The sequence below is a fragment of the Streptomyces sp. NPDC029041 genome (assembly GCF_040637515.1).
In the GTDB taxonomy this organism is placed as follows: Bacteria; Actinomycetota; Actinomycetes; order Streptomycetales; family Streptomycetaceae; genus Streptomyces.
This window is the reverse complement of sequence record NZ_JBEZWO010000012.1, coordinates 73,969-99,209: the sequence shown is the minus strand read 5'-3', so window position 1 is coordinate 99,209 and position 25,241 is coordinate 73,969. Positions and strand designations below refer to the sequence as shown.

The window sequence follows — 25,241 nt, the reverse complement described above, 5'->3', positions numbered from 1 at the left end:
GACCCCTCCATCCGGTGAGCAGTACACCGATCCCGTCCGTACTCCCCTCGTAGCCGTACAGCCCGACCCCGGAGACCCACGTGGACCAACGGCGGAACGAGGATCGCAATGCCGGACATGCCCGGCGATTCCGAGCCCTGGTGCTGCTCGGCACCGTGCTGGTACTGCTCCTCGCCGGAGCAGCCCCCGCCTCCGCCCACGCCGCTCTCCGCGGCACCGACCCCGACGACGGATCCCTCGTCCGTCAGGCGCCCCGTCACGTCACCCTGACCTTCACCGAGTCCGTGGGCCTGCTCGACGACTCCTTCCGGGTCTTCGGCCCCGACCAGCGCCGGGTCCACACCGGCGAGGCCACGCACGCGGACGGCCGCTCCGACACGGCCCGCGTCGGCCTGCCCGGCAAGCTCGCCCAGGGCACGTACACGGTGGCCTGGCGGGTCGTCTCCGCCGACAGCCACCCCGTCTCCGGCGCCTTCTCGTTCTCCGTGGGGAAGCGTTCGGCGACGACGGTCCAGATCGACACGGGCTCGACCGAGGACCCGCTCACCGGCGGCCTCAACGACGCCGCCCGCTACCTCGCCTACCTCGCGGCCGCGCTGCTCGTCGGCCTCGCGGCGTTCGCCCTGCTCTGCCGGCCGGCAAACACCTCCGCCCTGCGCCGGCCGCTGGTGGTGTCCTGGTGGACGCTGCTGGGCTCGACGCTCGTGCTGCTCCTGCTGCGCGCCCCCTATGAAGCGGGCACCGGCCCTGCCACCGTCTTCGACGCCTCCGCCCTCGGCCGCACCCTGACCGGCCGCCCGGGGCTGGCCCTGGTCGCCCGGCTGGTCCTGCTCCTGCTGATCGCGGCCTTCCTGCTGTGGCTGTCCAGGCGCCGTGACCCCGAGAAGAGGCCCGCCGCCCTGGCGGCCGGCACCGCCCTGGCCGCGGCCCTGGCCCTCACCTGGGCGGCGGCCGAGCACGCCTCGGCCGGGATCCAGGTGCCCCTGGCGATGACGTCGTCGGTGCTGCACCTGCTGGCGACCGGCGTCTGGCTGGGCGGCCTCGTGGCACTGCTGCTGACCCTTCGCCGCCGCTCCTCGGGCGACGACGCGGTGGACGACATGGCGGACGTCGTACCCCGCTTCTCGCGGATCGCCTTCGCCTCGGTGACCGTCCTGGCCGTCACGGGCGTCTACCAGTCCTGGCGCGGCCTCGGCTCCCTCTCCGCGCTGACCGGCACGTCGTACGGCCGTCTGCTGCTCGCCAAACTGGCCGGGGTGGCCGTGCTGCTGCTGGCGGCCCGGTACGCGCGGCGCTGGACCGCGCGGATCGCGGCGCCGACGGCCGTCACCAGGGTCCCCGTCCAGGAGCGGGTGCCGCAGCCGGCCGGAGCACCGGCGGAGCACGACGGCCCCGAGGAGCCCGGAACGCCGGACAGGGCGCCGCAGGAGCCCGCGGCGTCCGGGGGCGACTTCGACCTCCGGCGCCGCCTGCGCCGCTCCGTCCTCGTGGAAGTCGCCGTCGCCGCGGTGGTGCTGATGATCACGACCGTGCTCACGGGCACCCTGCCGGCCCGGGCCCAGGCCGAGGCGGCCCGGCAGGCCCCGGCGGGCGCGCTGCCGCCCACCACCCTGATCACGGTGCCCTACGACACGGGCACCGAGTCCGTGAGCGGACGCGGCACGGTGCAGGTCACCCTGGACCCGGCCCGCGTCGGTGAGAACGGCATCCAGGCCGTGGCCGCCGGATCCGACAAGGGGCTGATCGTCGTCCCCGAGATCCGCATCACCTTCACCCTGCCCTCCCGGAAGGTCGGCCCGATCGACGCCGAACTCACCGACCGGGGCGGCTACTGGAGCACCAACGCCGTCAACCTGCCGCTCGCCGGGAACTGGACGATGAAGACGACCGTGCGGGTGTCGGAGGTGGACCAGGTGTCCGTGGAGCGTCGGGTGCGGATCGCGCCCTAGGCAGCCGCACCGCCGCCGGATCCCGTTCGAGGAGCCGTGCCATCGTCTCGGCGTCGCGGACGGCGGCGTCGCCGCAGCAGTTGTTGAACAGGACGTGGACCTGCTCGGTCCGCTCGGCCAGCCGCCGCACGCGGGGCAGCCACTCGGCGAGTTCGTCCTCGTCGTAGGCGTACCGGAACCGGTCCTCCTTGCTGCCGGTCCCCCAGGCGGTGCTGCGGCCGTGGAAGCGGACGACGGAGAGCCGGGGCGTGGTCACGGGCGTGACGGGCGGAACGGAGGAGGCGAGCGTCTGCGTCATGTCGACGGCGACCGCGGTCATGCCGAGTCCGGCGAGCAGCGCGACCGTCGCCTCGGCCTGCCCCGGCTCCCACCAGGAGGGATGCCGGAACTCGACGGCGAGGGGCCAGCCCGCGGTCCGCTGGGCGCACTCCCGGAGGAACGTCTGCGCCCGCTGCCCCGGCCGGAACCAGGGCGGGAACTGGAACAGCACGCTCCCCAGCCGCCCGGCCTCCCGCAACGGCTCGACCCCGGCCGCGAACCGGTCCCACACCGCGTCGAGCACCGCCGGGTCCCGGTGCTCGGCCGGCAACCCCCCGGGCATCACCGCCTGCCGGGTGGGATGCCCGGTGAGCAGCGAGAACGCCTTCACGTCGAAGACGAAACCGTCCGGTGTCCGCTCGGCCCACAACCGGCTGTTCCGCTCGCTGGGCAGCGCGTAGTACGAGGCGTCGACCTCGACGACCGCGAACCGCTCGGCGTAGTGCCGTAACCGGCCCTCGGCGTCCCGCCGCCCGGGGGGATACCAGCCGCTGCCGACCAGCGCCCGGTCGGTCCAGGAACACGTGCCCACGCGGATCTGACCCATGGGGGAGCGGTTACCCGGGCCGGGCGGCGGCAGGCTCGGCTTCTCGGCGAGACGGCACGGTAAGACCCGGCGTAATCGGGGTAAGCAGGTTCATATCTGTGCAAATCCGGGGTTACGGCTGATTCCCCCGAGAGTGAGATGACCGATCATGGAGCAGCCCGTCACCGCCGGCCGGGCCACCCGGTCGTACGGAGCAGAACCGGAAGCCCTCGAAGCCCTCGTCGGCGCCTCCCTCACGGCCCGTGTCACCCTCGACGAACACGGCGTCGTGACCGGCTGGAACGCGGGCGCCGAGCGGCTCCTCGGCTACCCCGCCCAGCAGGTGACCGGCCGCCGGGCCGCTGATCTGCTGGCCGAGCCGATCCCGGTGCGCGGCGGCCTGCCCACGCTCGCCGATCTGCCCCGCTGGAACGGCGATGTCGCGCTCCGGCACCGGGACGGCCGGAAGCTGACCGTCGGGATCATCGCCCACCACAGGCCGCCCGGCGCCGACGGCCCCGCCTGGCTCGTCGTCTCCGCCCTGACCGACCGGCAGCCACCGGCCGGTCTCGACGAGTCCCTCGTGAGCTGGAGCTTCGCCCAGTCCCCGTGCTGCGCCCTGGCGATCTACGACACCCGCCTGCGGCTGCGCCGGGCCAACGCGGACATGGAACGCGCCACCGCGCTCACCGAGAAGGAGATGCGGGGCCTGCGCGTGTCCGAGATCTCCGGCGGCGAAGCCGGCCGGCGGGCGGAACACGACATGGCCCGGGTGCTGCGGACCGGCGAGCCGGAGTACGAGGAGAACTATCTGCGCGCCCCCGGCGAAAGCCATGAGCACGCCTGGTCGGTCTTCCTGTCCGCCCTGCGCGACCACGAGGGCACCATCCGGGGGGTGTGTCTGTCGGCGCACGACATGACGGAGCAGTTCTGGGCCCGCAAGCGCCTCCAGCTGATCGCCGAGGCCGGCCGCCGCATCGGCAGCACGCTCGACGTGACGCGCACGGCCCAGGAGCTGGCGGACGTGACCGTCCCGGCCCTGGCCGACTTCGTGAGCGTCGATCTGCTGGCCGCGCTGGACGACACGGCCGAGCCGCCCGAACGGGCCGTTCCGGTGGACGGGCCGCTGCTGCTGCGCCGGGCCGCCCTGCGGTCGGTGACCCCGGGCGCCCCGGAGTCGGCCGTACCGGCCGGCACCGTGGACGCCTACCCGGCGGGCTCGATGCCCTTCGAGAGCCTGCGCACCGGACGGCCCGCCCTGCACGAGACGACCGACCCGGCGTTCGCCGCCTGGCTCGCCCGGGATCCGGCCCGTGCGGCCCGGGTCCGCGCGTTCGGCATCCACTCCGCGATGACCGTGCCCCTGGCCGCCCGGGGCACCACCCTGGGCGTCGCCTTCTTCGTCCGGCACCGCAACCAGGAACCCTTCCGGCACGACGACCTGGTCCTCGCCGGCGAACTGGTGGCCCGGGCCGCGGTCAGCATCGACAACGCCCGCCGCTACACCCGGGAGCGGGCCACGGCCGTCACGCTCCAGCGCAGCCTGCTGCCGCGGCGGCTGCCCCGGCAGGCCGCCGTCGAGGTCGCCTCCCGCTACCTCCCGGCGGACGGGCACGCCGGTGTCGGCGGGGACTGGTTCGACGTCATCCCGCTCTCGGGGGCGCGGGTCGCGCTGGTCGTCGGGGACGTGGTCGGCCACGGGCTGGTCGCGTCGGCGACCATGGGGCGGCTGCGTACGGCGGTCCGCACGCTGGCCGACATCGACCTGCCCTGCGACGAGCTGATGACCCACCTCGACGACCTGGTCGCCCGCCTGAACACGGAGGAGGACCCGGAGGAGGACACCCGGGAGCGCGGCGCCGGGGGGAGTGCGACGGGCCCGGCCGGCCCCACCGGCGACGTGGGGGCCACCTGCCTGTACGCCGTCTACGACCCCGTCACCCGGCACTGCTGTTTCGCCGGGGCCGGGCATCCCGTGCCCGCCGTGGTGAGTCCCGGGGGCGGCGTCGAACTCGTCGGGCTGCCGACCGCGCCCCCGCTCGGCGTGGGCGGCCTGCCGTACGAGTCCACCGAGGTCGTCGTCCCCGAGGGCAGCCTGCTCGCCCTCTACACCAACGGCCTCGTGGAAACCCCCGACCACGACCTCGACACCGGCGTCGGCCGGCTGCGGGAGGCCCTGGGCCGCCCGGCCGCCTCGCTGGACGCCCTCTGCGACACGGTCCTCGCCGACCTGCTGCCACCGCGACCGGCCGACGACGTGGCCCTGCTCATCGCCCGTACCCGCGCCCTCGACGCGAGGCAGGTCGCCACCTGGGCGGTGCCGGCCGACCCGTCCGCGGTCGCGCAGACCCGCAAGGACGTGGTGGCGCAGATGGAACGGTGGGGGCTGTCCGACGCCGTGTTCGTCACGGAGCTGGTCGTCAGCGAACTCGTCACCAACGCCATCCGGCACGCCGAGCCACCGGTCCAGCTGCGCCTGATCCACGACACGAACCTGATCTGCGAGGTGTCCGACGGCGGCAGCACCGCGCCCCACCTGCGACGCGCCCGCACCTACGACGAGGGCGGCCGCGGCCTGCTCCTCGTCGCCCAGCTGACCGAGCGCTGGGGCACCCGCCAGAGTTCCACGGGCAAGACCATCTGGGCGGAACAGAGCCTGACCCCCGCGTGAGGAGCGACCCGCCATGACCCCACCCGCGTCCCGCCCCGCAGCCCGCGCACCCGTGCAGCAGGCCGCCCTGCTGGCCGGGCTGGTCTTCCTGGTGATCGGTGTGCTGGGTTTCATCCCGGGCATCACCACCGACTACGGCTCGCTGGAGTTCGCCTCCCACGAGTCGGGGGCCGAACTGTTCGGCCTGTTCCAGGTCTCGATCCTGCACAACCTCGTCCACCTGGCCTACGGCCTCGCCGGGCTGATGCTCGCCGCGACGGCCGCCGGGGCGTCCTCGTATCTGCTGGTGGGTGGCGCCGTCTACCTGGTGCTGTGGGTGTACGGCCTGTCCGTCGGGCACGACAGCGACGCCAACTTCGTCCCGCTGAACTCCGCGGACGACTGGCTCCATTTCGCCCTGGGCATCGTCATGATCGGCCTGGCCCTGGCCCTCGGCAGGCGCGCCGCGCGCACCGACGCACGGTAAGGACCACCGAGGACGTCATGCAGACCTTCCTGCCCTACCCCGACTTCCGCGCCACGGCCCTGGCCCTGGACCGCCGCAGGCTCGGCAAACAGCGGGTCGAGGCGCTGCAGGTCCTGCGCGGCCTGGTCGTGCCCGGCTACGGGTGGCGTCGCCACCCGGCCGTGAAGATGTGGCTCGGCTACGAGGAGGCGCTGGTGCGCTACGGCCTGGAGATCTGCCGCGTCTGGCGCGAGCAGGGCCACCAGGACACCTGCGCGGCGACGCTCGTGGCCGACCTCGCGGCGAGGCGGCCCCACGCACCGATCCGCGACCAGCACCGGCTGGCCGCCGAGGGCGAACTCCCGCCCTGGCTCGGCGACGACCCCTTCCACGAGAGCCACCGCTCGGCCCTGGTCCGCAAGGACCCCACGACCTACACGGCCCTCTTCCCCGGCGTCCCCGACGACCTGCCGTACGTCTGGCCGACGTCGGACCGCGGGGGCGAGCAGGCGCTGCGGAGCTGACGGGCGCCGCTGGTACTAGGCGGCCCTGCGGCGGGCCGGACGCCCGGTCGCGTCGGGCTGAGCCGGCGCGTCCTCGAACGGGAAAGCCTCGTCCTCCCCGAAGTCCGGGGCCTGGAAGGGGTTGGTCGCCGGGGGCGGCGACGCCGCGCCGGAAAGGCTGGGCTGCCCCTCCACGGCGGAGAACAGCGAAGTCGGTTCGATGAGAGGTCTCTTTTCCGGTACTGGCCCCGGTCGGGGCCAGGCGTGCCCCGACCGGGCACGGAGGTCCTACAACTTGGTCATCTTGGCGTACGGGCTCGGGATCCGCATCTGCGCCGAACCGAAGTCCACGAGCGCGGCGATCCCGTCCTCGATGCCGATGACCCGGCCGAGCCCGTACATGTCGTGCGTGACCTGGTCACCCACGGCGAAGTACTTGGGAGCGGGGGCGACCGGAGCCTTGAAGGGGCTGGTAGGCAAATGACGCTTGGAAGCAGCAGGCTTTGTCATCGGCCTCAGTATGCGCCTAGTCGTGCCGCTCGCGCTGCGGCTGTCCACGTCCGGTGCCCGAACCGAGACGTAAACGAGGCACTCACTGGCCTGAAAAATCGAACACATGCTTGAATTCGGTCATGCGAACGTTTCCCGACGACCTCGTCCGGGCGCAGCGCGAGTGGAGTGCCACCTATCGGCAGCTCGCCAGTCGTCCCGGCCGCACCGAGCTGCGTCGGCGTCTGTACCGGCTGTCGGTCCAGACGTACTTCCACCCCTACTGGCAGCGGCGACGGCCGAGCCCGGCGGCGTGGTGCGAGCTGCGGGAGCTGGGGAGGACGGCGGGGGACGTGTGTGGGCGGTTCCCCCGGTGACGCGCCGGCCTGCGGGACCGTACGTCCCGGACGATCCTGAAGGCATGGCCGGACCGATTCGCGTGATCGTGCACCCACCGTCGCCCTCGGGCGGCCGTCGCGTGCGCGTGGACGGCGAGATCCTCGGCCTCGCCCACAACGTGACCGACGTCGCGGAGTTCCTGCGCCGCGCAGGCCTGGAGATCGACCCCGCGGACGTGGCGGAGGTGCCGTGGATCGACTGGCGCGGGGTGGGGCCGGAACGCTGGGGCCCGGAGACGGGCGGCTGACGCGCGAGTCCGCGCAACACGCCAAGATGGTTGTATCCACCCTTTTCTGCCATATCGGAGGGCCCCATGAAGGACCTCAAGTTCGAGCAGAAGCGCTCCCTGTCACGCCAGGAGGCCGCCGACCAGCTCACGGCACTCGCGGACGCACTGCGGGAAGGCGGGGACGCCGAGCTGGAACTCGGCCCCGGCACGCTGGGCCTGCGGATCCCCGACGACCTCCACAGCGAGATGGAGGTGGAGATCGGTGAGGGGGAGATCGAGCTGGAGATCGAGCTGAAGTGGGCGACACGATCGGGCGCGGAAGCGTCACCCGGGGACGCATCCCGCACAGACACGTCCCGCACGGACGCATCCGCGCAGAAGCCCAAGCGGAAGACGGCGTCCGCGGGCTCGGGCCGATCCGGCGCGGGCAGCGGCAAGACGAGGAGCACGGGCACCGGCAAGGCCAGGAGTACCAAGCGGTCCGCCGCGAAGTCCGCCTGAGCGGGCGGGCTCGGCCGCCGGCTCGTACCCGGGCGCCGCTCCTCGCACCTCGTACCCTGTCCCGGTGCCGTCCTCCCGCCTGCACCGCGTCGCCGTCCTCGTGCTCCCGGGCGCCAAGCCGCTCGACGTCGGCATCCCCGCGCAGGTGTTCACGACCCGCGCGAGCATGCCGTACGAGGTGCGGGTGTGCGGGGCGGCGCCCGGCCCGGTGACCGGCGGCGACGGCCTGTCGTACGACGTCGCCCACGGCCTGGACGCGCTTGACTGGGCCGACATCGTCTTCCTGCCCGGCTACCGGTTCCCCGACCGTGACGACCCGCCGCGGGCCGTCGTCGAGGCGCTGATCGCGGCCCACGCCCGGGGCACGCGGCTCGCCGCCATCTCCACGGGCGCCTTCGCGCTCGCCGCGACCGGCCTGCTCGACGGCAGACGCGCCACGACGCACTGGCACTACACACGGGCCCTCGCGGCGAAGCATCCGCTCGTCCGGGTCGACGAGAACGTGCTGTTCGTCGACGAGGGCAGCGTGCTGACCTCGGCGGGCGCCGCCTCGGGCATCGACCTGTGCCTGCACATCCTGCGCGGCGACCTCGGCGTCGCCGCGTCGAACCACGCGGCCAGGCGCCTGGTCGCCGCCCCCTATCGCAGCGGCGGCCAAGCGCAGTACGTGCCGCGCAGCGTGCCCGAACCGCTGGGCGAGCGGTTCGCCGCCACCCGCGAGTGGGCGCTGCACCGGCTCGGCGAGCCCCTCACCCTCGACGGGCTCGCGCGGCACGCGGGGGTTTCGGCGCGCACGTTGTCGCGGCGCTTCGTCGAGGACACGGGGTACACGCCGATGCAGTGGGTCATGCGCGCCCGCATCGACGTGGCCCGTGAGCTGCTGGAACGTTCGGAACGCAGCGTCGAGCAGATCGCCGCCGACGTCGGTCTGGGCACCGGCGCGAATCTGCGGCTGCATTTCCAGCGCATCCTCGGCACCACGCCGACCGAGTACCGGCACACCTTCGCCCGCGGCGAGTAGCCCCCGTCGCGCGGCACCGAGGCCGTCCGGGCAGGCAGGGGCGTCCGGGGCAGGCAGGGGCGCCCGGGGCACGGAGGGGCGTCCGCTGGCGGGATCCTTTCGAACCCTGTCGATCCCGCCGCTGTCCCGCGCCGGCACCGGACGCGACGCTGGTGGCGAACCGGAGAGACCGAAGGGACACACCACTCATGACGCGCATCGCGATCAACGGATTCGGCCGCATCGGACGCAATGTGCTGCGCGCCCTGCTCGAACGCGACAGCGACCTCGAGGTCGTCGCGGTCAACGACCTCACGGAGCCCGCCACCCTCGCCCGGCTGCTCGCCTACGACTCGACGGCGGGGCGGCTCGGTCGCCCGGTGACCGTCGACGGGGACACCCTCGTCGTCGACGGCCGCCGGATCAGGGTGACGGCCGAGCGCGATCCCGCGCGGCTTCCGTGGGCCGAGCTCGGCGTCGAGCTCGTCCTGGAGGCCACCGGCCGCTTCACCTCGGCCAAGGCCGCCCGCGCCCACCTCGACGCCGGCGCGAAGAAGGTGCTCGTCAGCGCCCCGTCGGACGGCGCCGACGTCACCCTCGCGTTCGGGGTCAACACCGACGCCTACGACCCCGCCCTGCACACGATCGTCTCGAACGCCTCCTGCACCACCAACGCGCTCGCGCCGCTGGCCAAGGTGCTCGACGATCTGGCGGGCATCGAGCACGGCTTCATGACGACGGTGCACGCCTACACGCAGGAGCAGAACCTGCAGGACGGCCCGCACCGCGACGCCCGCCGCGCCCGCGCCGCCGGCGTCAACATCGTGCCGACCACGACCGGCGCCGCCAAGGCGATCGGCCTGGTGCTGCCGAACCTCGACGGCAAGCTGTCGGGCGACTCGATCCGCGTGCCGGTCCCGGTGGGCTCGATCGTCGAACTCAACACGACCGTGGCCCGCGACGTGACGCGCGAGGACGTGCTGGCGGCCTACCGCACCGCGGCCGAGGGCCCGCTCGCCGGCGTCCTGGAGTACTCGGAGGACCCGCTCGTGTCGTCCGACATCACCGGCAACCCGGCCTCGTCGATCTTCGACTCGGCCCTCACCCGCGTCGACGGCCGCCACGTCAAGGTGGTCGCCTGGTACGACAACGAGTGGGGCTTCTCGAACCGCGTGATCGACACGCTGGAACTCCTCGCGGGCAGCTGAGGCAGTCGTCGTCCGGCCACGGTCGCCGGCCGTGCTGGTGCTGTTCCGGTCGGCCGTGTGGCCGTACGGCACCGGTGGACGCGATGACCGGTACCGGTGAACGGCCGAGGGCAGGGCGATTCCCGGCACCGAGCACGCCGGAGACGGGCGGGTCACAACAGGTGCAGCAGCGCCATGTTCGTGCCGGTGCCGAGGACGATGGCCGGGAGAGGACTGCGGCGCCAGTGGTAGACGCCTGCGCAGACCGCGGTTCCGATCAGGGCCGGGAGGCCGTAGGGGGCCTCGGTGAAGTCGACGCCGTGGAGGCTGTAGGCGACCAGGATCACCATGATTCCCGGGGGCAGGGAGACCCGGAGGTAGTCCAGGAGCGGGGAGCCGGTGTACGTGCGGAGCAGCACGAACGGTGCGGCGCGCAGGGCGAAGGTGACCGCTGCCATCACCAGGATGGCCATGAGGAGATAGCTGGTGTCAGGCATGTGCGGACTTCGCCCTCACAGTGATCAGGTAGTCGCCGACCAGCAGCAGGAGGAAGGCTGCCACGGCGGTGGTCAGGAACTGCTCGCCGCCGACCACTGCCGCCACGACCGCGGAGGCGAGGCCGTGGAGGACCGGGCGCAGGTTGCTGCGCTTGCGGGCGTGGTCCCAGGCGAGCACGGTAAACAGCGCGGTCAGCGCGAACTCCACACCCTTGATGTCGTCCGGCAGCGCTGTGGAGGCGAGGGCGCCGGTGAGGCTGCCCACGACCCAGTAGCCGTGGCTGAAGAGCTGGATCAGGGTGATACGGCGGCCGTTGAGCTCTTCGTCGGGGTTGGCGGCGAGGAGCGAGTAGGTCTCGTCGGTGAGGGCGAAGATGCCGTAACCGCGCTGCACCGGGCCCCGCAGGAGCTGCAGGGGGAAGGAGAGCCCGTAGAAGACGTGCCGGAAGTTGACCAGGAACGTGGTCATCGCGATGGCGGCCAGTCCCAGGCCGGAGGTCATCATCGATACCGCGAGGAACTCCAGTGATCCGGCGAACACCACCAGGGCGGTGGTCGGCGCCCAGAACCAGGGAAGTCCCTGGCTGACGAGGAGGATGCCGAACGCCGCTCCCAGCGGCAGGTAGCCCATCGCCACGGGGACGGTGAGCCGTGCGGCCACGGCGGCGTCCTCCCGGAAGCCGCCGCCGGTCCCCGCTCTTGGAGTGTCCGGGGTGCCGGTGGGTGCACCGGCGCCGGAGCCCCGGCCTGTGGTGTCCGTGGACACGTTGCCTCCTCGGGGCTCACACCACCGCGGCGAGCTGCGCCGAGACGCGGCGCAGCCCTTCCGCGAGTACGTCGGCGGGACGGGCGTAACTGATCCGGATTCCGTTCTCCGCGCCGAAGACCTCGGCCGGCATGACGAGGGTGCGCTGCTGGTCGAGGAGCTGCTCGGCGAACTGCTGCGAGGAGACGGGAACCGAGGTGAACCGCACCCAGGCGAAGGGGGTTCCCTGCGGACCGACCAGCTCCAGGTGCGACGCGTGCTCCCGGGCGAACGTCTCCAGCTGCTGCAGGCCGGGCGCGACCAGCGAGCGGTAGCGGGCGATGTGCCGGTCCCGGTCGGCGATGACCCGGGCCGCCGCTCGCTCCCACACCACGGAGTTGGAGACGGTGGTGTACCGCTTGTAGTTCACCATCCGCTCGATGACGTCCTCAGGTCCGCGGGCCCAGCCCACCCGCAGTGCGGGCATGCCGTAGACCTTCGACAATCCGGACACCGAGACCGCGCGCGGGTGTCGACGGACCACCGAAGCGCCGAAGTCGAGGAGGTACTCCTCGTCGTTCACCACCAGCAGGTCGTGGGAGCCCGCGATCCGCAGGACGGCGTCCCACTCGGTGCCGGTGAGCGTTTGGCCGGACGGGTTGCCCGGGCTGTTGAGAATGAGCATCCGGGTGTTCGGGCGCACGGCCGAGGCCAGGGCACCGGCGTCGAAGGGGGAGCCGGGGCGCCAGTCGAGGACACTCACCTCGCATCCGATGTGGGCCGGCACTTCCCAGGCTTGCTGCCAGCCCGGAGCCGTGGTGATCACATGGTCGCCCGCGGCCAGCGTGGAGCGGTAGAGCAGGTAGAGGGCCTCCTGCGCGCCATGGGTGACGATCACAGCCGAGTGGTCGGCGTCCGGCGGGACGTCGGTCTCGGCGTACAGGGCGGCGATACGGCCACGCAGCTCGGGGGTGCCGCGATCCAGGCTGTAGTCCAGGTCCCAGCCGGGCTCCAGCGGCAGGTCGGACAGCAGCTGGTACTGGACTCCGCTCTCGGCCAGGTCGATCTCGAAGCGGCCCTGGGCGCGGTCGAACAGCCAGTCCTGGATGGTGTAGGTCGCGATGCTCATCGTGTGGTCTCCCCGAGCGAGAAGGTGATGACGAATACGTCCCGGTGGGCGGCGAGGCCCGGGACCTTCGGGGTGATGGGGCTGACGTAGTGCTGCACTTCACGGTCGGCGAGGAAGAGCGTTTCTCCGGCGGGCATGGTCCGCTCGACCAGGTGCTCACCGTCCGGGGTGTTCTCCCGGACCAGGGAGATGCCACCGCTCACGTTCTCCGTGGCGACGCAGGTGACGGCCACGTAGTCGAAGCCGTCCTGGTGGAACCCCTCCGGGGCGGGCAGCCCGGGCCGCTCGCCGGCGGCGGTGATGCGGATCTGGTGACATCCGATGCGGAACTCCTCGGCGTCGACGATCTCGCGCGTGACGCGGGAGACCACGAAGCGCTCGGCGAACGCGCGGGCTGCTGCACCGAGCGGAGCGAACTTCCGGCGGACGCCACCGGCGTAATCGTTGATGTCGTCGCCCTGGAAGAAAGTGGAATCCTCTTCCCAGCGCAAGAGATCCCCCTTCACATCCGCCTCACCGAAGGCGCGGAAGCGGAATCCGTGATCGGCGCGGAGATGCTCGTCTGCGGGGAGCGCGGTGTAACTGTCCAGTAATTCTTCGGATATATGAGAGACGGCGGAAGAAACACGGTAACGCAAGGTGGCGCACTCCTTTGACGTGCGGTTCTTGAATCGGCGGGGTCTCGCTGCGGCATGGTCAAGCCTTTGCGGCCCGGAACTGGATGCTAACAACACCTATCCGCTGTGTGCTCATGCGGTCTCAATCTGTGGACGATCGATTCACGCCTGCTTTTGGCGAGAAAACAGGGTTACATTCTGGACGTTCCGGCATCTCCTGCGCGCCCTGGCCGGGTATGCCCGCGGTGGAGGTGTGAGCGGCCTCACGAAAGTGCGATTTGCAATTTGACGCGTCATTGCGAGCGTTGTTCCAATGGTTGCCCGCGGCGATCCGCATGGGCGCCGATCCGGGACTGGAATCGCCTTCGCGGCTGTACGGGAAAAGAATCTCTGTGCGCAGAAAAATGGTTGTCATCGGCGCGGGAGCGACCTCCTCGAGCCTTTTGATGCATATTGCGCGTGCGCCGGGTCTCGACTGTGTCGATCTCGTCGCGCCGGGAACGGCCGGACTGGGAACGGCCTTCGGCGTCACCGACCCCGCCCTGCTCTGCAACACCTCGGTGGACGTCACCTCGCTCAAGGCGCAGGGCACGTCGGACTTCCTGGACTACCTGGCGGCGCGAGGGCACTCCGTCGGCCCGGACGACTTCGTACCGCGTTCCCTGGTCGGGCAGTACTGCCGGGAGCGCCTGTCGCGGGCCCTGCGGCAGCTGCGGGCCCGTGGTGTGGAGGTCAGGCGTATCGCCGGGCACGCCACCGGAGTGACGCCGGCGCCGGACGGGCACGGCTACCGAGTGGCTCTCCGCGCCGGGGACACCGTGACCGGCACGGACGTCGCCCTCTGCCTCGGCGCCGACGAACTCGTCCTGCCGGCCGCCCTCCGGCCGTTCGACGGCCACCCCAGGCTGGTCGATTCCCCCTACCCCACCGAACGGCTGCGCCGGCTCCCCGGGGACGCCCGGGTGCTCGTCCTCGGCAGCAAACTCTCCGCGATCGACACCGCGCTGATCCTGTGCCGGGAGAGGGGCCGGCGGATCACCCTGGCCTCGCCCTCGGCCGTGCTCCCCGCCGTCCGCACCCGCCTGCGCCGGATGCCCGTGACCCGGTTGAGCGAGGCCGACTGGAACTCCCTGGACCCGCAGGACCCCGCACTGGACACCCGGATCGCCCGGCTGCTGCTGAAGGCGGTCCACGGCGGTGCCGCTCCGGGCGCCGCACCGCGCGCCCGGGTGACAGGACTCGCCGAGGAACTGCTCCGCCTCGAGACCCGGCTCGCCCGGGACCGGACCATCCCCTGGCAGGACGTGATCGCCGAACTCATCGACGGCCTCAACACCCACGTGCGCGACTGGGATCCAGAGCAGCGCGATGCGCTTCTCCTTCGTTGCAAGCGGCTCATCAGCCGCTACATCTCGGCCATCCCGCTGTCCAACGCCCAGCGGCTCCTGTCCTTCCTGGACAGGGGACAACTGACCGTGGCCCCCTGGACCCCCGAGGAGATACGTCCCGCCGCCGACGGCTGGCAGGTGCGGTTGCCCGAAGGCCGGGTGGAGCGGTTCAGCCATGTCGTCGCCGCCACGGGATTCCGGGCGCCCCGTCTCTCGGTGACCGACGGCGGACTGCGGATCGGCTCCGGGGACGGACCCGCCCCGGACATCGGCAACGATCTCCGGCTGCGTCTTGTCGCCAGCGGCCCGGCCGAGCGGATCTGGGCGCTCGGCGCCTGTGCCGGCTCCCGCTACCCCATCGTCAACTACCTCCGCGCCTCGGCCCAGCACGCCGCGACCGTCGCCGCACAACTCTCCCCTCCCCTTACCGCCGGCTCCGGAAGGACGTCCTCGTGATCGCACTCGTCAACCCCGTCTCCAGCGGCTCGGCGCTGGCCGACGCCTTGTGGGAGGAGGGCGCGGAATGCCTGCACATCTACACCGACGGGCTGTCGCCCGTGGCGGAGAGCCTCGCGGCCCGGCACGGCACGTCCTACCGGCACACCTCCCTGCCCGAGACCGTCCGCCACCTGGCGGCGCTCGGGGTGCGCACCGTGACAGCCGCCAGCGAGTACGGAGTCACCCTGGCCGACGAACTGTCCCAGGAACTCGGCCTGCCCCACCACGACCACCGGCTGCGCGCGGCCCGGCGGGACAAGCACGAGATGGCCCGGGCTCTCGCGGCGGCAGGTCTCCCCCACGCCCGGACCGTCCTGGTCCACAGCGAACGGGAACTGTCCGCGGCCCTGGACAGCCGGGCCTCCTTCCCGCTGGTCGTGAAACCGGTCAACAGCGCCGGCAGCGAGGGCTGCCTGATCGTGGAGAACCGGGAGCGCGCCATGGAGCTGTTCCGTGCGCACACCGGTCAGGTCAACCTCATGGGCGAGGTCAACGACGGTTACCTGGTGCAGGAGTTCCTGCGAGGCACTCAGTACATCGTCAACACGGTCAGCGCCGGCGGCAGGCATCTGCTCGCCGAGGTCTACGCGGAGCGCATCGATTACGTGGACGGTGCTCCGATGCTTCGCCACATCATCTCCCGCTCCGGCTTCACCGCAGCTGAACAGGAACTCGTCGACTACGTTCTGCGCTGCCTCGACGCGCTGGGCATCAGGGAGGGGGCGGCCCACACCGAGGTCATGCTCACCGACGAGGGCCCCCGCCTGGTCGAGGTGAACTCCCGGGTCATGGGGCCGTGCCTGGCCCCCGACGCCTACCAGGCCGGCTACGGCTACAGCCACCAGCACCTCACCGCCGAAAGCCTCCTGCGCCCCGAGGAATTCACCAAGCGTTTCGAGTTGCCGCACGGCCCGGCCCGTACCGTCGCCAAGGTGTTCCTGCGACCTCACCGGGACGGACTGCTGCTCGCCATGGACGGACTGCGCACCATGCGCCGACTGCCCGGCTTCCACAGCATCGCCAGGCTCCCGATCATCGGCGAACCCGTACGGGACCGCTATCTGACCACGGGCGCCTGCGGTATCGCCTTCTTCGTGCACGAGGACGCCGAACTGCTCCAGCACAGTCTTGCCACCCTCCACGACATCGAGGACTCCGGCGGCATGTTCCGGCTGGCGGACCCCGACACCGAGAGCTGAACCGTGCCCATCCTGTGCATCATCGGTGCCGTCCTGCTTCAGGCAGCCGCCTACGGGTGGCTCTCCGGCCGGTACGACACCTCCGGCAGCCTCTACCTGACCTGCTCCGGGTTCGCCCTGGCGGCCCTGATCTTCAACGTCGTCCATCTGGTCCGCCGTCGTATCGACCGCGGAGAGCAGCAGCCGGCCGCCGGACCGCTCCTCGCCATGAACGTGGTCACCGCCGTCACGTTCCTCGGCTTCTACGTCTCCCTGGCGTGGATCCCGTCCGCGCTGGCCAGTGGCGTGGAGGCGGCGGTCGGGCCGCTCGCGGTGGCGCTGCTCGGGCTCGCCGGGTACGGCCGCCGGGCCACCGCCAAGGGGTGGCTGGCCTCCGCTGCCCTGATCGTGCCGGGGGCAGCCGTAGCGGTCTCGCTCGGCGACGGTGCGACATCGGGGGACGGTCTGCTCCTCGGCGTGATCCTGGTAGTCGTCGCCGGCTTCGGCGCCTCCGCCCTCGCCGTCATCTCCGCCGAGCTCGGCCGTCGTGGCGTCGACCCGATACGCACCACGGCACACCGCTTCCACCTGACCTACCTGGCAGGCGGAGCACTGCTGGCTGTCGAGGGAGGACCGGGACCCCGCTGGCTCGCGGAGCTTCCCGTAGTCCTCATCACCGGGCTGACCGCCGTCACGGTGCCGCTCTTCCTCCTGCAGTTCGGCATCCAGCGCACGGATCCCATGCTCGCCATGGTCCTGCTGACCACCGTGCCGGGTCTCACCTACCTTGCGGAGACCGCCTTCCACGGCGGCTTCGACGGTCTGACCTTCGCATGCGTCGGTTGCCTCGTCGTCGCGGCCACGTGGACCGCGCTCGGGACCGCACGGCCCACCGGGAAGCCGCACGACCCCGGCCCGGGCAGCGGCCGCCTCGACGAGGAAACCACCGACAGCTCGGTACGGGCGTAGCGGCGGGCTCCCTGCCAGCCGGGAGGGGCCCGGCCGCATGGAGACGACCGAGCTGCCCGGCACGATCACAGAGAGAGTCGGACGGTTGATGAACGGCTCCGGACGGGGGTGAATGAGACCAGAAGTGAGACCGGAGTGCCGGGTCACACCTTCTTGACGACGATCGACTCCGGAACGAGCTTCTCCAGGTCGTCCACGTCCGAGGTGAAGACGGTGACCTGCCCCTTCTGCTGGCGCGCGATGACGGCGAGCACCGCGTCGATCGCGTACCTGTGGCCATGCAGCTTGGCATCTGCCAGCAAACGGCGGGCCTGGCGGGCCTCGTCCTTTCCGATGTCGGCGACTTTGAGCCGCGAGAGCACCCAGTCCCAGCGTTGCTCGGTGGTTCTGCCGTCGAACGCCTCGATCAGCGTCATCGGAGATGTCACCACCTCGGCTTCACCTCCGGCCGCGAGGTCGAGCCATGCGATCATCTTGCGGTCGCCGCGCACGGCCAGGGACAAGGCTTCGCAGTCGAGTACGAAGACACGCAGTGGTCGCTGCCCCGGCTCACCGGCCGGCTTCTTCACGCGGCCTCTCCCGCGCCGTGCGTTCCGGCGGTGCGACGGCGTTCGTGCTCGGCGTCGAGATCCTCCAGCTCCTCGAACGCTGCCGTGCGCTCCTCCTCGGTGAGGGAGCCGTGCTCCTCCTGCAGCCAGTCGGCCAGTTCCCGCAGCCGGTCCCGGTCGCGCTTGAAGCGCAGTGCCTCGGCGACGTACGCCGACAGCCCCCGCTCCGCCGCCTCCGCGCGGATCTCGTCCAGGAGATCCTCGGGAATCGTCACCGTCACCTTCTTCGTCGCCATACAAGAGACCATACTCTTGGTATCGCGCTCCTTACCAGTGCGTTTCCTGTGACCGCCGGGACCGGCGATCAGACGGTCGTGGCGGCGTGGCGTGGGCTGCCGTGGAAGACCTGGCTGGTGTGCCAGGAGCGGTGGGCGGCGGCGATGGGGCGGACGCCCGGCTGGGGACCTGTGACCGGACGGCCGGCGAGCGTGATGACGTGCTCGCGGGCGGCGGTACTGCGGCCGACGAAGCTCTGCGAGACCAGGATGCGGTGACCGTCGCCGATGCCGAGAACGCCCTTGTCGAGGAGCTTGTGGTGCAGCGAGCAAAGGCACAGCCCGTTGTCGATGTCATCCGGTCCGTCGAACGCCCACCAGCGCACATGGGCGGCCTCCAGCCCGACTGGCACCGCGCCGATCCTGCCGTCGTACCCGCAGAAGGCGCACTGGTACTCGTAGGCCGTCAGGACCATCTCCCGCATCCGCCGGTCCCGCTGCCTGCACGCGGCTGAGAGCCGTCCGGTCTCGGCCTCCTCCAGCTCCAGGCCGACGGCTTCGCACAACTCACCGTGGAGGGAGGGCGGGAAGTTCAGATCGAGCAGCACCCGAGTCATCCGGCCGAGCAGGGAAGGCTCCCGCCGCAGCGCCGACCGCAGCTCCGGCGTCAGCCGCCCGGCGGCCCCGGTCGCCCGCAGCTCCCTGACCCCGGTTCCGGGGCTACCCGTCCCGCGCTCGGTGCGCACCTCCCACACTCCGTCACTCACCAGGTGATGGAACGGATAAGCGGGCGTCGTCCGGTTACCGGGCCCGTACTCGGCGAGCAGCCGCCGCAGGTCCTGCTCCACCGCGCTGTACCGCAGCTCGCCGTCGGCGTCCTGCTGGAACCGGCTGAGCGCGTACAGGAACAGCAACGGCTTGTGCGGAGCCCGCACCCCACTCCTCGTCCACTGCCTCAGCTGCGCGGTGCGCTCGACCCAGTCCATGACCGGCGATCGTAGTGGCGGCTGGTCGAACAATGATCCGTGCACGGGGTGGGCCAATGGGCCGTGTCGAGGGCTACGCGGGCATGACGCCGAGGATGCGGGAGAGGGTGAAGACCCGATCGTCTGCGCGCAGATGGCACCAGGCATACAGATGGGGCGGGTCGAGCTCGAGCTCGCTGAGGGTACGCACGGTCCGGTTGCCCGAGGCGGCGACGTACTCGACCGTGATGGCCGTGCCGGCGTCGACGGCGTGGGCGAGCTGGCGGACATCGCTGTACGTCAGGTTCTTCGCGTACCCGGCGATGATCTCCTCGGTGTCCGTGCCGTAGGGGACCCCGGTGCCGAACGGATCGGGATCCGGAAGCGTCGGCGGGGCGTCCCGCAGCCTGGCGGCCAGGGCGCTCAGGCCGACGTACACCGGGGTCTGGGTCGGCACAGACCGCCGTCGCTGGCCTGGGAGTGGGGTCGGAGTCGGGGCGGAGGCACGTCGGCGCCGGGTCTTCTCCACGCGTACGGTTCCGTCGGCTTTCTCGGCGACGGGGGCGTAGCCGGCGGCCCGGAGCGCGGCGAGAGTCTTGTCGAGCGGAGTCCGGCAGACCAGCACGGTCGGTGCCAGCTGCCGCAGCCCGAGCTCGGCGAGCTTGCGGTGGGCGGCGAGTTCGGCGAGAAGGGCGGGTTCCTCGCCGTGGATCACGCAGGCCGCGGGGGCGATGCGCACACGGCCGTGAACGCGCGCGGTGTCATGGATCAGATACGACAGTGGCTGGGGGAGGGCGCCGACGGCGACGTCGGCCAGGTCGGCGGTGATGGCGTCGGGCGTACGGCCGATGTCCAGGGCGCGGCGGATGGTGCCCGGGCTGAACCGCCACACGGATGCCGTGCCGACGGCCTCCCGGTCTGCAACGGCGTCCAGCCGGGCGGCCAGGCGGGCTGACGGTGTGCCCGTGACGACGGCGGTGAGGTCCGCGCCGAAGCGGGCCGTGCTGGTGGCCGTCGGCAGCAGCCGCCGACTGGCCGCGGCCAGTGCTTCGCCGTCATCGGCCTGCAAGGCGTCACCGATGCGGGAGAGTGAGCCGCGGGCAATCACACCGAGCAGTTCTGCTTCGCGGACCACGGAGGCGAAGGGCGTGGCGTCCTGCAGGAGTTGATGGGCGAACGGACGGTGCCAGGCGACGAGCGGCCCCAGTTCCACGGGGCTCCGCACCCCCTGGTCCGCCGGGAGCGCCACCGCCGCGGCGAGAAGCCCGTCCCGTGCCTGCACACAGCCGCCACAGCGTGGTGTTCCGGCGAGTGCCGGCAGCGCCTTGCCGTCCTCGTCGCGGGCCTGGGTAGGGGTCAGCGGCAGCGTCCGCCACGCCTGGAGAAGGGTGGTGAGCTGCTCCGCCGGTTCCCGCTCCGCCCAGGCGTCGTAGCCTTCCGTCGCCGCGACCCGGTCACCGTCCCGGGCCAGCAGCCCGGCGTCGTACGCCGTCTCCAGGACGAGGCGTACGACGATGTCGTCGCACTGTGCGGCCTTGCCGATCCGGGACAGCTCACGCGCCCCGACCCCGCCGGACTTCAGACGGGCCGGCGGAGACGCGGCGCACGCCGCCAGAACCGCGGCGGCGTGGGCGGCGAACGCCGACGCTGCTGCCGCCGCCTCCCGATCCACCTCCGCCTCGGTGACGGACACCGTCTGCACGATGGGCGGGAACGGCTCGAACGGGGCGTGCCAGTCGGCCCCTCGCAGCGCGAGCGTCACCTCGGCCGGCATGCGTGCGGGCCCGTACCCGGAGTGCCGGTCCTGGACCAGCAGTCCTCGCTCCAGCGCCCACCGTGCACCCGGTTCGGAGTCGGCCCGTGGGGCCCCGAGCATGAAGAACTCTGTCTGTTCCTGCTTCGGTTCACGCTGGTGACGGGCTCGCCGCTCAAGCAGTTCCCGAGTGGCCGCAGGCGCTGAAGCGACCACCGCGGCCACCCGCTCCGGATCACTGTGGTGTTCCAGCAGCGTGGCCAGCCGATCTTTCCTGGTGGTGCCGGGAGCTGGGATGCCCAGGGCCACCAGCATGCGCCGCAGTTCCTCGGAGGTCGTGTCCGCCAGTAGCCGGGCGAGCGGCGCGTCCAGCCCCAACGGCGAATCCCACGCCTGCCGCAACGGCGCCGCCATGTGGAGCAGCCCTTGGCCGTCCGGCCAGACGAGTGCGTGATCGGCCAGTGTCTCCAGGGCCGTGTCCAGCCTGCGATCGGTCTCCGTTTCGGTCACGTCCAACAGGTCGGCCAAAGCGGCACGTGGAACGGGTCCCAAGGCCGCCAGCGCCTCAGCCACCTGCAGCTGTGGCAGCGCGAGCTCCGCAAGCACCGGTGCCACCGACGCCGGGCGCTGAAAGCGGTCCGCGAGTTCGCCGAACGATCGTGGCTCCGGCGCGGACACCGCATCCGGGCGAGCCGCCAGGACTCGCTCAAGTCGACCGACTTCCAGACCACTCAGCCACGAGGCCAGAGTTGATCCGCTGGGCTTGCCGATGGGGCACCTCACCAAGACGACGCCGTTGCTCTTCGAACCGGAACCGGTCCTGCACACGCTCCAGAATGGCGCACGGCGGGGGACACCCGCGTCCTGCGGCGGCAGGAAGCCGCTTGTGAGTGAAGGCGCTGCCCTGTCGGTCGACCCGTCAGCGGCGAAGCGAGGCGGTGAAAAGTTCCGCATGTCGGAAGTCAATGAAAGCAGAACTGAGACCAGAGCATGCCGAGAACCCCGGCCGCTGAGCGGTCCGGGGTTCTCGTTTCGCCTGTTCAGGCGGCTGCGGAGGATACGAGATTCGAACTCGTGAGGGGTTGCCCCCAACACGCTTTCCAACTGTGTTGGTGGGGTGACGGGCTGTGTGCGGGGGCGTTCACCTGGGTTCATAGGCGGCTGGGCGTCGGCGCTGGGACGGCTTCGGGTCTCGTCTGAACGGCCGCGAACGGCGCTGAACGAGACGGAATCTGAGACGGGCGTTGCCGTCCAGCTGGTCCAGGTGTCGTCGGGCTGCAGGCCGCCAAGTGCCTCGTAGAGGTCGCCGTAGGCGCTCCAGCAGGTGACGCTGCCGTCGTCGTTCAGGCTGCCCATGTACTAGTCGTCGTCGTTGACGGCTTTCACCAGACAGAGTCCGCGGAATCCCAAGACGACCTCGGAGTGGAGCTACTCGCCATGTGCTGGCCAGCCCAACACGACGTGATCAGTGTCGAGAGGTGTGGGTTCCCGGTCGCCGGAGACCTTGCGGATCTCCTCCAACGTCCAACCTGCCGGTAGCTCCCTGCCTGCCATCCAAAGATGATGACAGCCACCGCACGCGCCGAGTGCGGCGCGGCTTCTTCTCAGAGCACCGCCTTTACAGGCCATCTCATTTGGCGTGTTCGATAGGTTGCTGCGGTGGGGATCATTGAGCGGCTGGTGCCCGATGAGCTGTGGGAGTTGTTCCAGCGGGTGGTGCCGGAGACGCCGACTCGTCCGCAGGGCGGAGGCCGGCGTCGGCATGGTGACCGCGAGGTGCTGGCTGCGATCGTATTCGTGGCCACCTCGGGCTGCACCTGGCAACAGTTGCCGTCCGCCTCGTTCGGGCCGTCGGGAGCGACAGCTCACCGGCGCTTCACGGAGTGGTCGAAGGCCAGGGTGTGGGCGAAGCTCCATCGTCTGGTCCTCGACGAGCTCGGTGCCCGCGGTGAGTTGGACTGGTCCCGCTGCGCGATCGACTCCGTGAACATGCGAGCCCTGAAAAGGGGGGCCTGACAGGCCCGAATCCTGTAGACCGGGGCAAGTACGGCTCGAAGATCCACTTGGTTACCGAACGGACCGGTCTGCCCCTGTCCGTCGGCATTTCGGCGCGAACACGCACGACAGCCAGGCCCTCATCCCGCTGGTGCAGGGAATACCGCCGATCCGGTCCCGGCGTGGTCGACGGCGACGCAGGCCCGGCAAGCTCCACGGCGACAAGGGCTACGACTACGACCACTTGCGACGATGGTTACGCAGTCGCGGGATCACGCCCCGGATCGCACGCAAGGGCACAGACTCCAGTCAGCGGCTGGGTCGGCACCGTTGGACCATCGAACGCACTATGGCCTGGCTTGCCGGATGCCGACGTCTGCACCGGCGCTACGAACGCAAGACGAGCCACTTCCTGGCCTTCACCAGCATCGCCTGCACCCTCATCTGCTACCGACGACTCGCCCAAACAGACGGCTTCTAGGATGCGTCGGCGTAGGCGAGATGGGTGCCGCAGACGGTGCAGCGGAAGAGCATGGCGGTCGCTCCGCCGCCCAGGTGGGTCAGGAAGTGCTCAAGCTGGTTTGCGTCGTGCCAGCCGTCGAGGCGCATGTCGGTCCGTAGCTGGTCGAGGGCTTCGGGATGCGCCGCCAGCTCGGTGTATCCGACTTCGCCCACGAAGGCGGCCGCTTCCTTACAGTGGACGAGCCAGTGCGGGTCCTGCCAGGCGTGGAAGCCAGGGGTGCGGCGGGTGACCTCGTGCAAGACGTCCTCGCTGACGCCGTCGAGCCCGTAGGAGTCATTGAACTCACCCGCGAAGCGTTCGGAAGCGCTTCCGTCTGCGATACACCACGGGCAGAAGCGTCCGTTGACCTCATGTGCGGTGTAGAAGGTGGCCGTGTAGATCCATCCCCTGTTGCGTTTGCAACAGGCGCACGTCTCAGCGGCCGCGCGGATGGACCCGCTGGCGAGGGGATCGGGGTGATAGCGGAAGAAGGGCAGGCTGGCACTCATCGCCGGTTCCCGATCTGTTTCCTGGCGGCCATGCCTACTGATCCCATGGAGAGCAGTCTGTCCGCGAGCGGGTCCCTGATCAAGCGCGGCGTCGGACTCCTCGTGGCCAGCCAATTGAGACAGCTTGTTAGGAGTTCGAGCCGAGGCGCTGAGCTGGGCAGTCAGCCAGCCAGCCAGCCAGCCGTCATCGGGGGACGCCCCTGGCCGCTTGCGCCTGTCGTCGTTGATGTCAGATGGGGATGTCAACGGGTCCTACTCCCACGGCATTGAGCCGCGGTTGTTGGATGGCCCGAAGCATGGCGGGGGCTGCAAATCGCGACTCCGCAGGAAGACAGCCCCAGGAAAAAAGCGGCAACGTCGAAATGCACGTGAGGCTTAATTGAGTTAGCATGGATTTGGGAAGAAAATGGTGGGCAGTCTCGCTGCGTTCAATTCATCGTGGGAGAGAAAGATGACGCAGCCTATCCAATACCAGTCATCCAGTAGCCCCTCATGGAACACTGTTGCGGCTGCCGCTTCTGAAGTCACTTTGCAGCCAAACGAATCCGAGCCTGCCGCAATCCTGATCACGGGATCCTGCCCAAGGTGTGGCCATCTCACCGCACATGTGGAGCCAATAATTAGTTATCTCGGAATGCAGCAGTCGTTGAACTCTCGGCTATCTGGAAATCTCACGGAAGTCATGAGGCAGGCTGCGGCAAGGGTCCGTGAACGCGACGTTGAGGTGATTTGCGGATGCGGTGACTTGCACTCCGATGCACCCGAAGGGAAACGCGGCTGCGGGGCCTCATGGACCCTGCATGTGGAGTGGGGAGAATAGTCGTGGTAGTGCGTGTATCGCCTGGACCTCCGGGATCGGCGGCTAGTAGAGCGCTCGCTGAACGAACTCAACAACTGCGTGACACGGAGCTCGAAAACGTTCGTAGCCAAGCAGGGAAATGGCGGGACGGGCTAGCTGGTCTTATCGCACTGGTCACGACGGTGAGTGTGGTTAAGGGGAGAAGTAGCGTTTCACAACTCCCAGCAACTCAGCAGGTAGTAGTTGGCCTTCTGTTATTGGCCGCCTTGGTGACTGCGGCTACTGGGGTACTCATGGGGATGCTCTCGGCATATGGCTTGCCTCGGAAGCGCGTTATAGAAGGAAATCTCGCGGAGCATGTGAACTACCAGCACCGGCGCACTGTCAACTCTGTTAAGCAATTGCGTTGGGCGATAATACTGTCCTTTGCAACACTCGCTTTCCTGGTGGCTGCAACCGCGATAACGTGGTACACGAGCCCTTCGAAAACATCCTCTCTCGCGAGAGTCGAATTGCGTGAAGGTGGCATGCATTGCGGAAAGATCGCCGACATCAATGGGAAACAGGTAAGGCTAACTAAAGGTAGCAAGACAGTCATAATTGATACTCAGAAAATCGCCCTGATGGCAGTGGTCGAGCGATGCCCGAAGTGATTTA

The 25,241-nt window shown here is 70.3% G+C and carries 23 protein-coding genes and 1 pseudogene; 13 read left to right on the top strand and 11 right to left on the bottom strand.

Going from position 1 to position 25,241, the window contains the following annotated elements:
- Positions 1–140: 140 nt before the first annotated feature.
- Positions 141–1,949: a copper resistance protein CopC gene (locus tag AB0F04_RS28900; protein ID WP_362046766.1), complete on the top strand. Its 1,809-nt coding sequence runs from the start codon at positions 141–143 to the stop codon at positions 1,947–1,949.
- On the opposite strand, the gene AB0F04_RS28895 is transcribed toward AB0F04_RS28900, so the two are convergent.
- Complete coding sequence (locus AB0F04_RS28895) at positions 1,849–2,814, bottom strand: DUF72 domain-containing protein (RefSeq protein ID WP_362046466.1); 966 nt, start codon at positions 2,812–2,814, stop codon at positions 1,849–1,851. The two genes, AB0F04_RS28900 and AB0F04_RS28895, sit on opposite strands and share 101 nt — an antisense overlap.
- A gap of 148 nt (positions 2,815–2,962) precedes the next feature.
- On the opposite strand from AB0F04_RS28895, the gene AB0F04_RS28890 reads away from it, so the two are divergent.
- Genes AB0F04_RS28890 through AB0F04_RS28880 form a run of 3 tightly spaced genes read left to right on the top strand, consistent with a single transcriptional unit; the run spans position 2,963 to position 6,433 of the window.
- Positions 2,963–5,464: a SpoIIE family protein phosphatase gene (locus tag AB0F04_RS28890; protein ID WP_362046464.1), complete on the top strand. Its 2,502-nt coding sequence runs from the start codon at positions 2,963–2,965 to the stop codon at positions 5,462–5,464.
- A 13-nt stretch (positions 5,465–5,477) separates the two neighbouring features.
- The gene (locus AB0F04_RS28885; RefSeq protein WP_362046461.1) at positions 5,478–5,930 is read left to right on the top strand and encodes a DUF4383 domain-containing protein; all 453 of its coding nucleotides are present in this window, start codon (positions 5,478–5,480) and stop codon (positions 5,928–5,930) included.
- 17 nt (positions 5,931–5,947) lie between these two features.
- Entirely contained in the window at positions 5,948–6,433 is a 486-nt protein-coding gene (locus tag AB0F04_RS28880; RefSeq protein WP_362046458.1) for an MSMEG_6728 family protein, read from the top strand.
- Between the two features lie 267 nt (positions 6,434–6,700).
- On the opposite strand, the gene AB0F04_RS28875 is transcribed toward AB0F04_RS28880, so the two are convergent.
- On the bottom strand, positions 6,701–6,922 hold the full coding sequence (locus AB0F04_RS28875; protein ID WP_352097490.1) for a hypothetical protein: 222 nt from the start codon (positions 6,920–6,922) through the stop codon (positions 6,701–6,703).
- A gap of 122 nt (positions 6,923–7,044) precedes the next feature.
- Here AB0F04_RS28875 and AB0F04_RS28870 point away from each other — a divergent pair, with 122 nt between their 5' ends.
- The 5 genes from AB0F04_RS28870 (at position 7,045) to gap (ending at position 10,238) form a co-directional block, all read left to right on the top strand.
- Positions 7,045–7,278: a hypothetical protein gene (locus tag AB0F04_RS28870; protein ID WP_362046455.1), complete on the top strand. Its 234-nt coding sequence runs from the start codon at positions 7,045–7,047 to the stop codon at positions 7,276–7,278.
- A gap of 44 nt (positions 7,279–7,322) precedes the next feature.
- Positions 7,323–7,547 (top strand): hypothetical protein, encoded by a 225-nt coding sequence (locus AB0F04_RS28865; protein ID WP_199825613.1) that lies wholly within the window; start codon positions 7,323–7,325, stop codon positions 7,545–7,547.
- Positions 7,548–7,613: 66 nt separating this feature from the next.
- Complete coding sequence (locus tag AB0F04_RS28860; protein WP_362046452.1) at positions 7,614–8,030, top strand: amphi-Trp domain-containing protein; 417 nt, start codon at positions 7,614–7,616, stop codon at positions 8,028–8,030.
- Positions 8,031–8,094: 64 nt separating this feature from the next.
- Positions 8,095–9,051, top strand: a complete 957-nt coding sequence (locus AB0F04_RS28855; protein ID WP_362046449.1) for a helix-turn-helix domain-containing protein — start codon at positions 8,095–8,097, stop codon at positions 9,049–9,051.
- A 188-nt stretch (positions 9,052–9,239) separates the two neighbouring features.
- A complete protein-coding gene (gene gap / locus AB0F04_RS28850) occupies positions 9,240–10,238 on the top strand; it encodes a type I glyceraldehyde-3-phosphate dehydrogenase (protein WP_362046447.1) in 999 nt (332 codons plus the stop codon).
- A 152-nt stretch (positions 10,239–10,390) separates the two neighbouring features.
- Here gap and AB0F04_RS28845 read toward each other — a convergent pair whose 3' ends face one another.
- From AB0F04_RS28845 to AB0F04_RS28830, 4 genes are read right to left on the bottom strand one after another with little or no spacing between them, the layout of a single operon-like run.
- Positions 10,391–10,714, bottom strand: coding sequence for an AzlD domain-containing protein (locus tag AB0F04_RS28845; protein WP_362046445.1), 324 nt, complete (start codon positions 10,712–10,714; stop codon positions 10,391–10,393).
- Positions 10,707–11,480: an AzlC family ABC transporter permease gene (locus AB0F04_RS28840; RefSeq protein WP_362046443.1), complete on the bottom strand. Its 774-nt coding sequence runs from the start codon at positions 11,478–11,480 to the stop codon at positions 10,707–10,709. Before AB0F04_RS28840 ends, AB0F04_RS28845 begins: the two co-directional genes overlap by 8 nt.
- 16 nt (positions 11,481–11,496) lie before the next feature.
- Positions 11,497–12,588 (bottom strand): pyridoxal phosphate-dependent aminotransferase, encoded by a 1,092-nt coding sequence (locus AB0F04_RS28835; protein ID WP_362046440.1) that lies wholly within the window; start codon positions 12,586–12,588, stop codon positions 11,497–11,499.
- Positions 12,585–13,226 (bottom strand): 2OG-Fe dioxygenase family protein, encoded by a 642-nt coding sequence (locus AB0F04_RS28830; protein WP_362046437.1) that lies wholly within the window; start codon positions 13,224–13,226, stop codon positions 12,585–12,587. The genes AB0F04_RS28835 and AB0F04_RS28830 overlap by 4 nt, the downstream gene beginning before the upstream one ends.
- A 314-nt stretch (positions 13,227–13,540) precedes the next feature.
- Here AB0F04_RS28830 and AB0F04_RS28825 point away from each other — a divergent pair, with 314 nt between their 5' ends.
- Genes AB0F04_RS28825 through AB0F04_RS28815 form a run of 3 tightly spaced genes read left to right on the top strand, consistent with a single transcriptional unit; the run spans position 13,541 to position 17,238 of the window.
- The gene (locus AB0F04_RS28825; RefSeq protein WP_362046434.1) at positions 13,541–15,049 is read left to right on the top strand and encodes an FAD/NAD(P)-binding protein; all 1,509 of its coding nucleotides are present in this window, start codon (positions 13,541–13,543) and stop codon (positions 15,047–15,049) included.
- A complete protein-coding gene (locus AB0F04_RS28820; RefSeq protein WP_362046431.1) occupies positions 15,046–16,290 on the top strand; it encodes an ATP-grasp domain-containing protein in 1,245 nt (414 codons plus the stop codon). The genes AB0F04_RS28825 and AB0F04_RS28820 overlap by 4 nt, the downstream gene beginning before the upstream one ends.
- 3 nt (positions 16,291–16,293) lie before the next feature.
- Complete coding sequence (locus AB0F04_RS28815; protein ID WP_362046428.1) at positions 16,294–17,238, top strand: EamA family transporter; 945 nt, start codon at positions 16,294–16,296, stop codon at positions 17,236–17,238.
- Positions 17,239–17,381: 143 nt separating this feature from the next.
- On the opposite strand, the gene AB0F04_RS28810 is transcribed toward AB0F04_RS28815, so the two are convergent.
- The 4 genes from AB0F04_RS28810 to AB0F04_RS28795 form a co-directional block, all read right to left on the bottom strand.
- Positions 17,382–17,807, bottom strand: a complete 426-nt coding sequence (locus AB0F04_RS28810; protein ID WP_362046425.1) for a PIN domain-containing protein — start codon at positions 17,805–17,807, stop codon at positions 17,382–17,384.
- Entirely contained in the window at positions 17,804–18,082 is a 279-nt protein-coding gene (locus AB0F04_RS28805) for a CopG family transcriptional regulator (RefSeq protein WP_362046422.1), read from the bottom strand. Before AB0F04_RS28805 ends, AB0F04_RS28810 begins: the two co-directional genes overlap by 4 nt.
- A 68-nt stretch (positions 18,083–18,150) precedes the next feature.
- Positions 18,151–19,047 carry a phosphorothioated DNA-binding restriction endonuclease gene (locus AB0F04_RS28800; RefSeq protein WP_362046419.1) on the bottom strand — a complete coding sequence of 299 codons (897 nt, stop codon included), beginning with the start codon at positions 19,045–19,047 and terminating at the stop codon, positions 18,151–18,153.
- A 73-nt stretch (positions 19,048–19,120) separates the two neighbouring features.
- Positions 19,121–21,289 carry a helicase-associated domain-containing protein gene (locus tag AB0F04_RS28795; protein WP_362046417.1) on the bottom strand — a complete coding sequence of 723 codons (2,169 nt, stop codon included), beginning with the start codon at positions 21,287–21,289 and terminating at the stop codon, positions 19,121–19,123.
- A 1,155-nt stretch (positions 21,290–22,444) separates the two neighbouring features.
- On the opposite strand from AB0F04_RS28795, the pseudogene AB0F04_RS28790 reads away from it, so the two are divergent.
- Positions 22,445–23,255 (top strand): annotated as a pseudogene (locus tag AB0F04_RS28790) (IS5 family transposase).
- Here the strand turns inward: AB0F04_RS28790 and AB0F04_RS28785 are convergent.
- Positions 23,252–23,785: a CbrC family protein gene (locus AB0F04_RS28785; RefSeq protein ID WP_362046414.1), complete on the bottom strand. Its 534-nt coding sequence runs from the start codon at positions 23,783–23,785 to the stop codon at positions 23,252–23,254. The pseudogene AB0F04_RS28790 and the gene AB0F04_RS28785 overlap by 4 nt on opposite strands.
- Between the last annotated feature and the right edge of the window lie 1,456 nt (positions 23,786–25,241).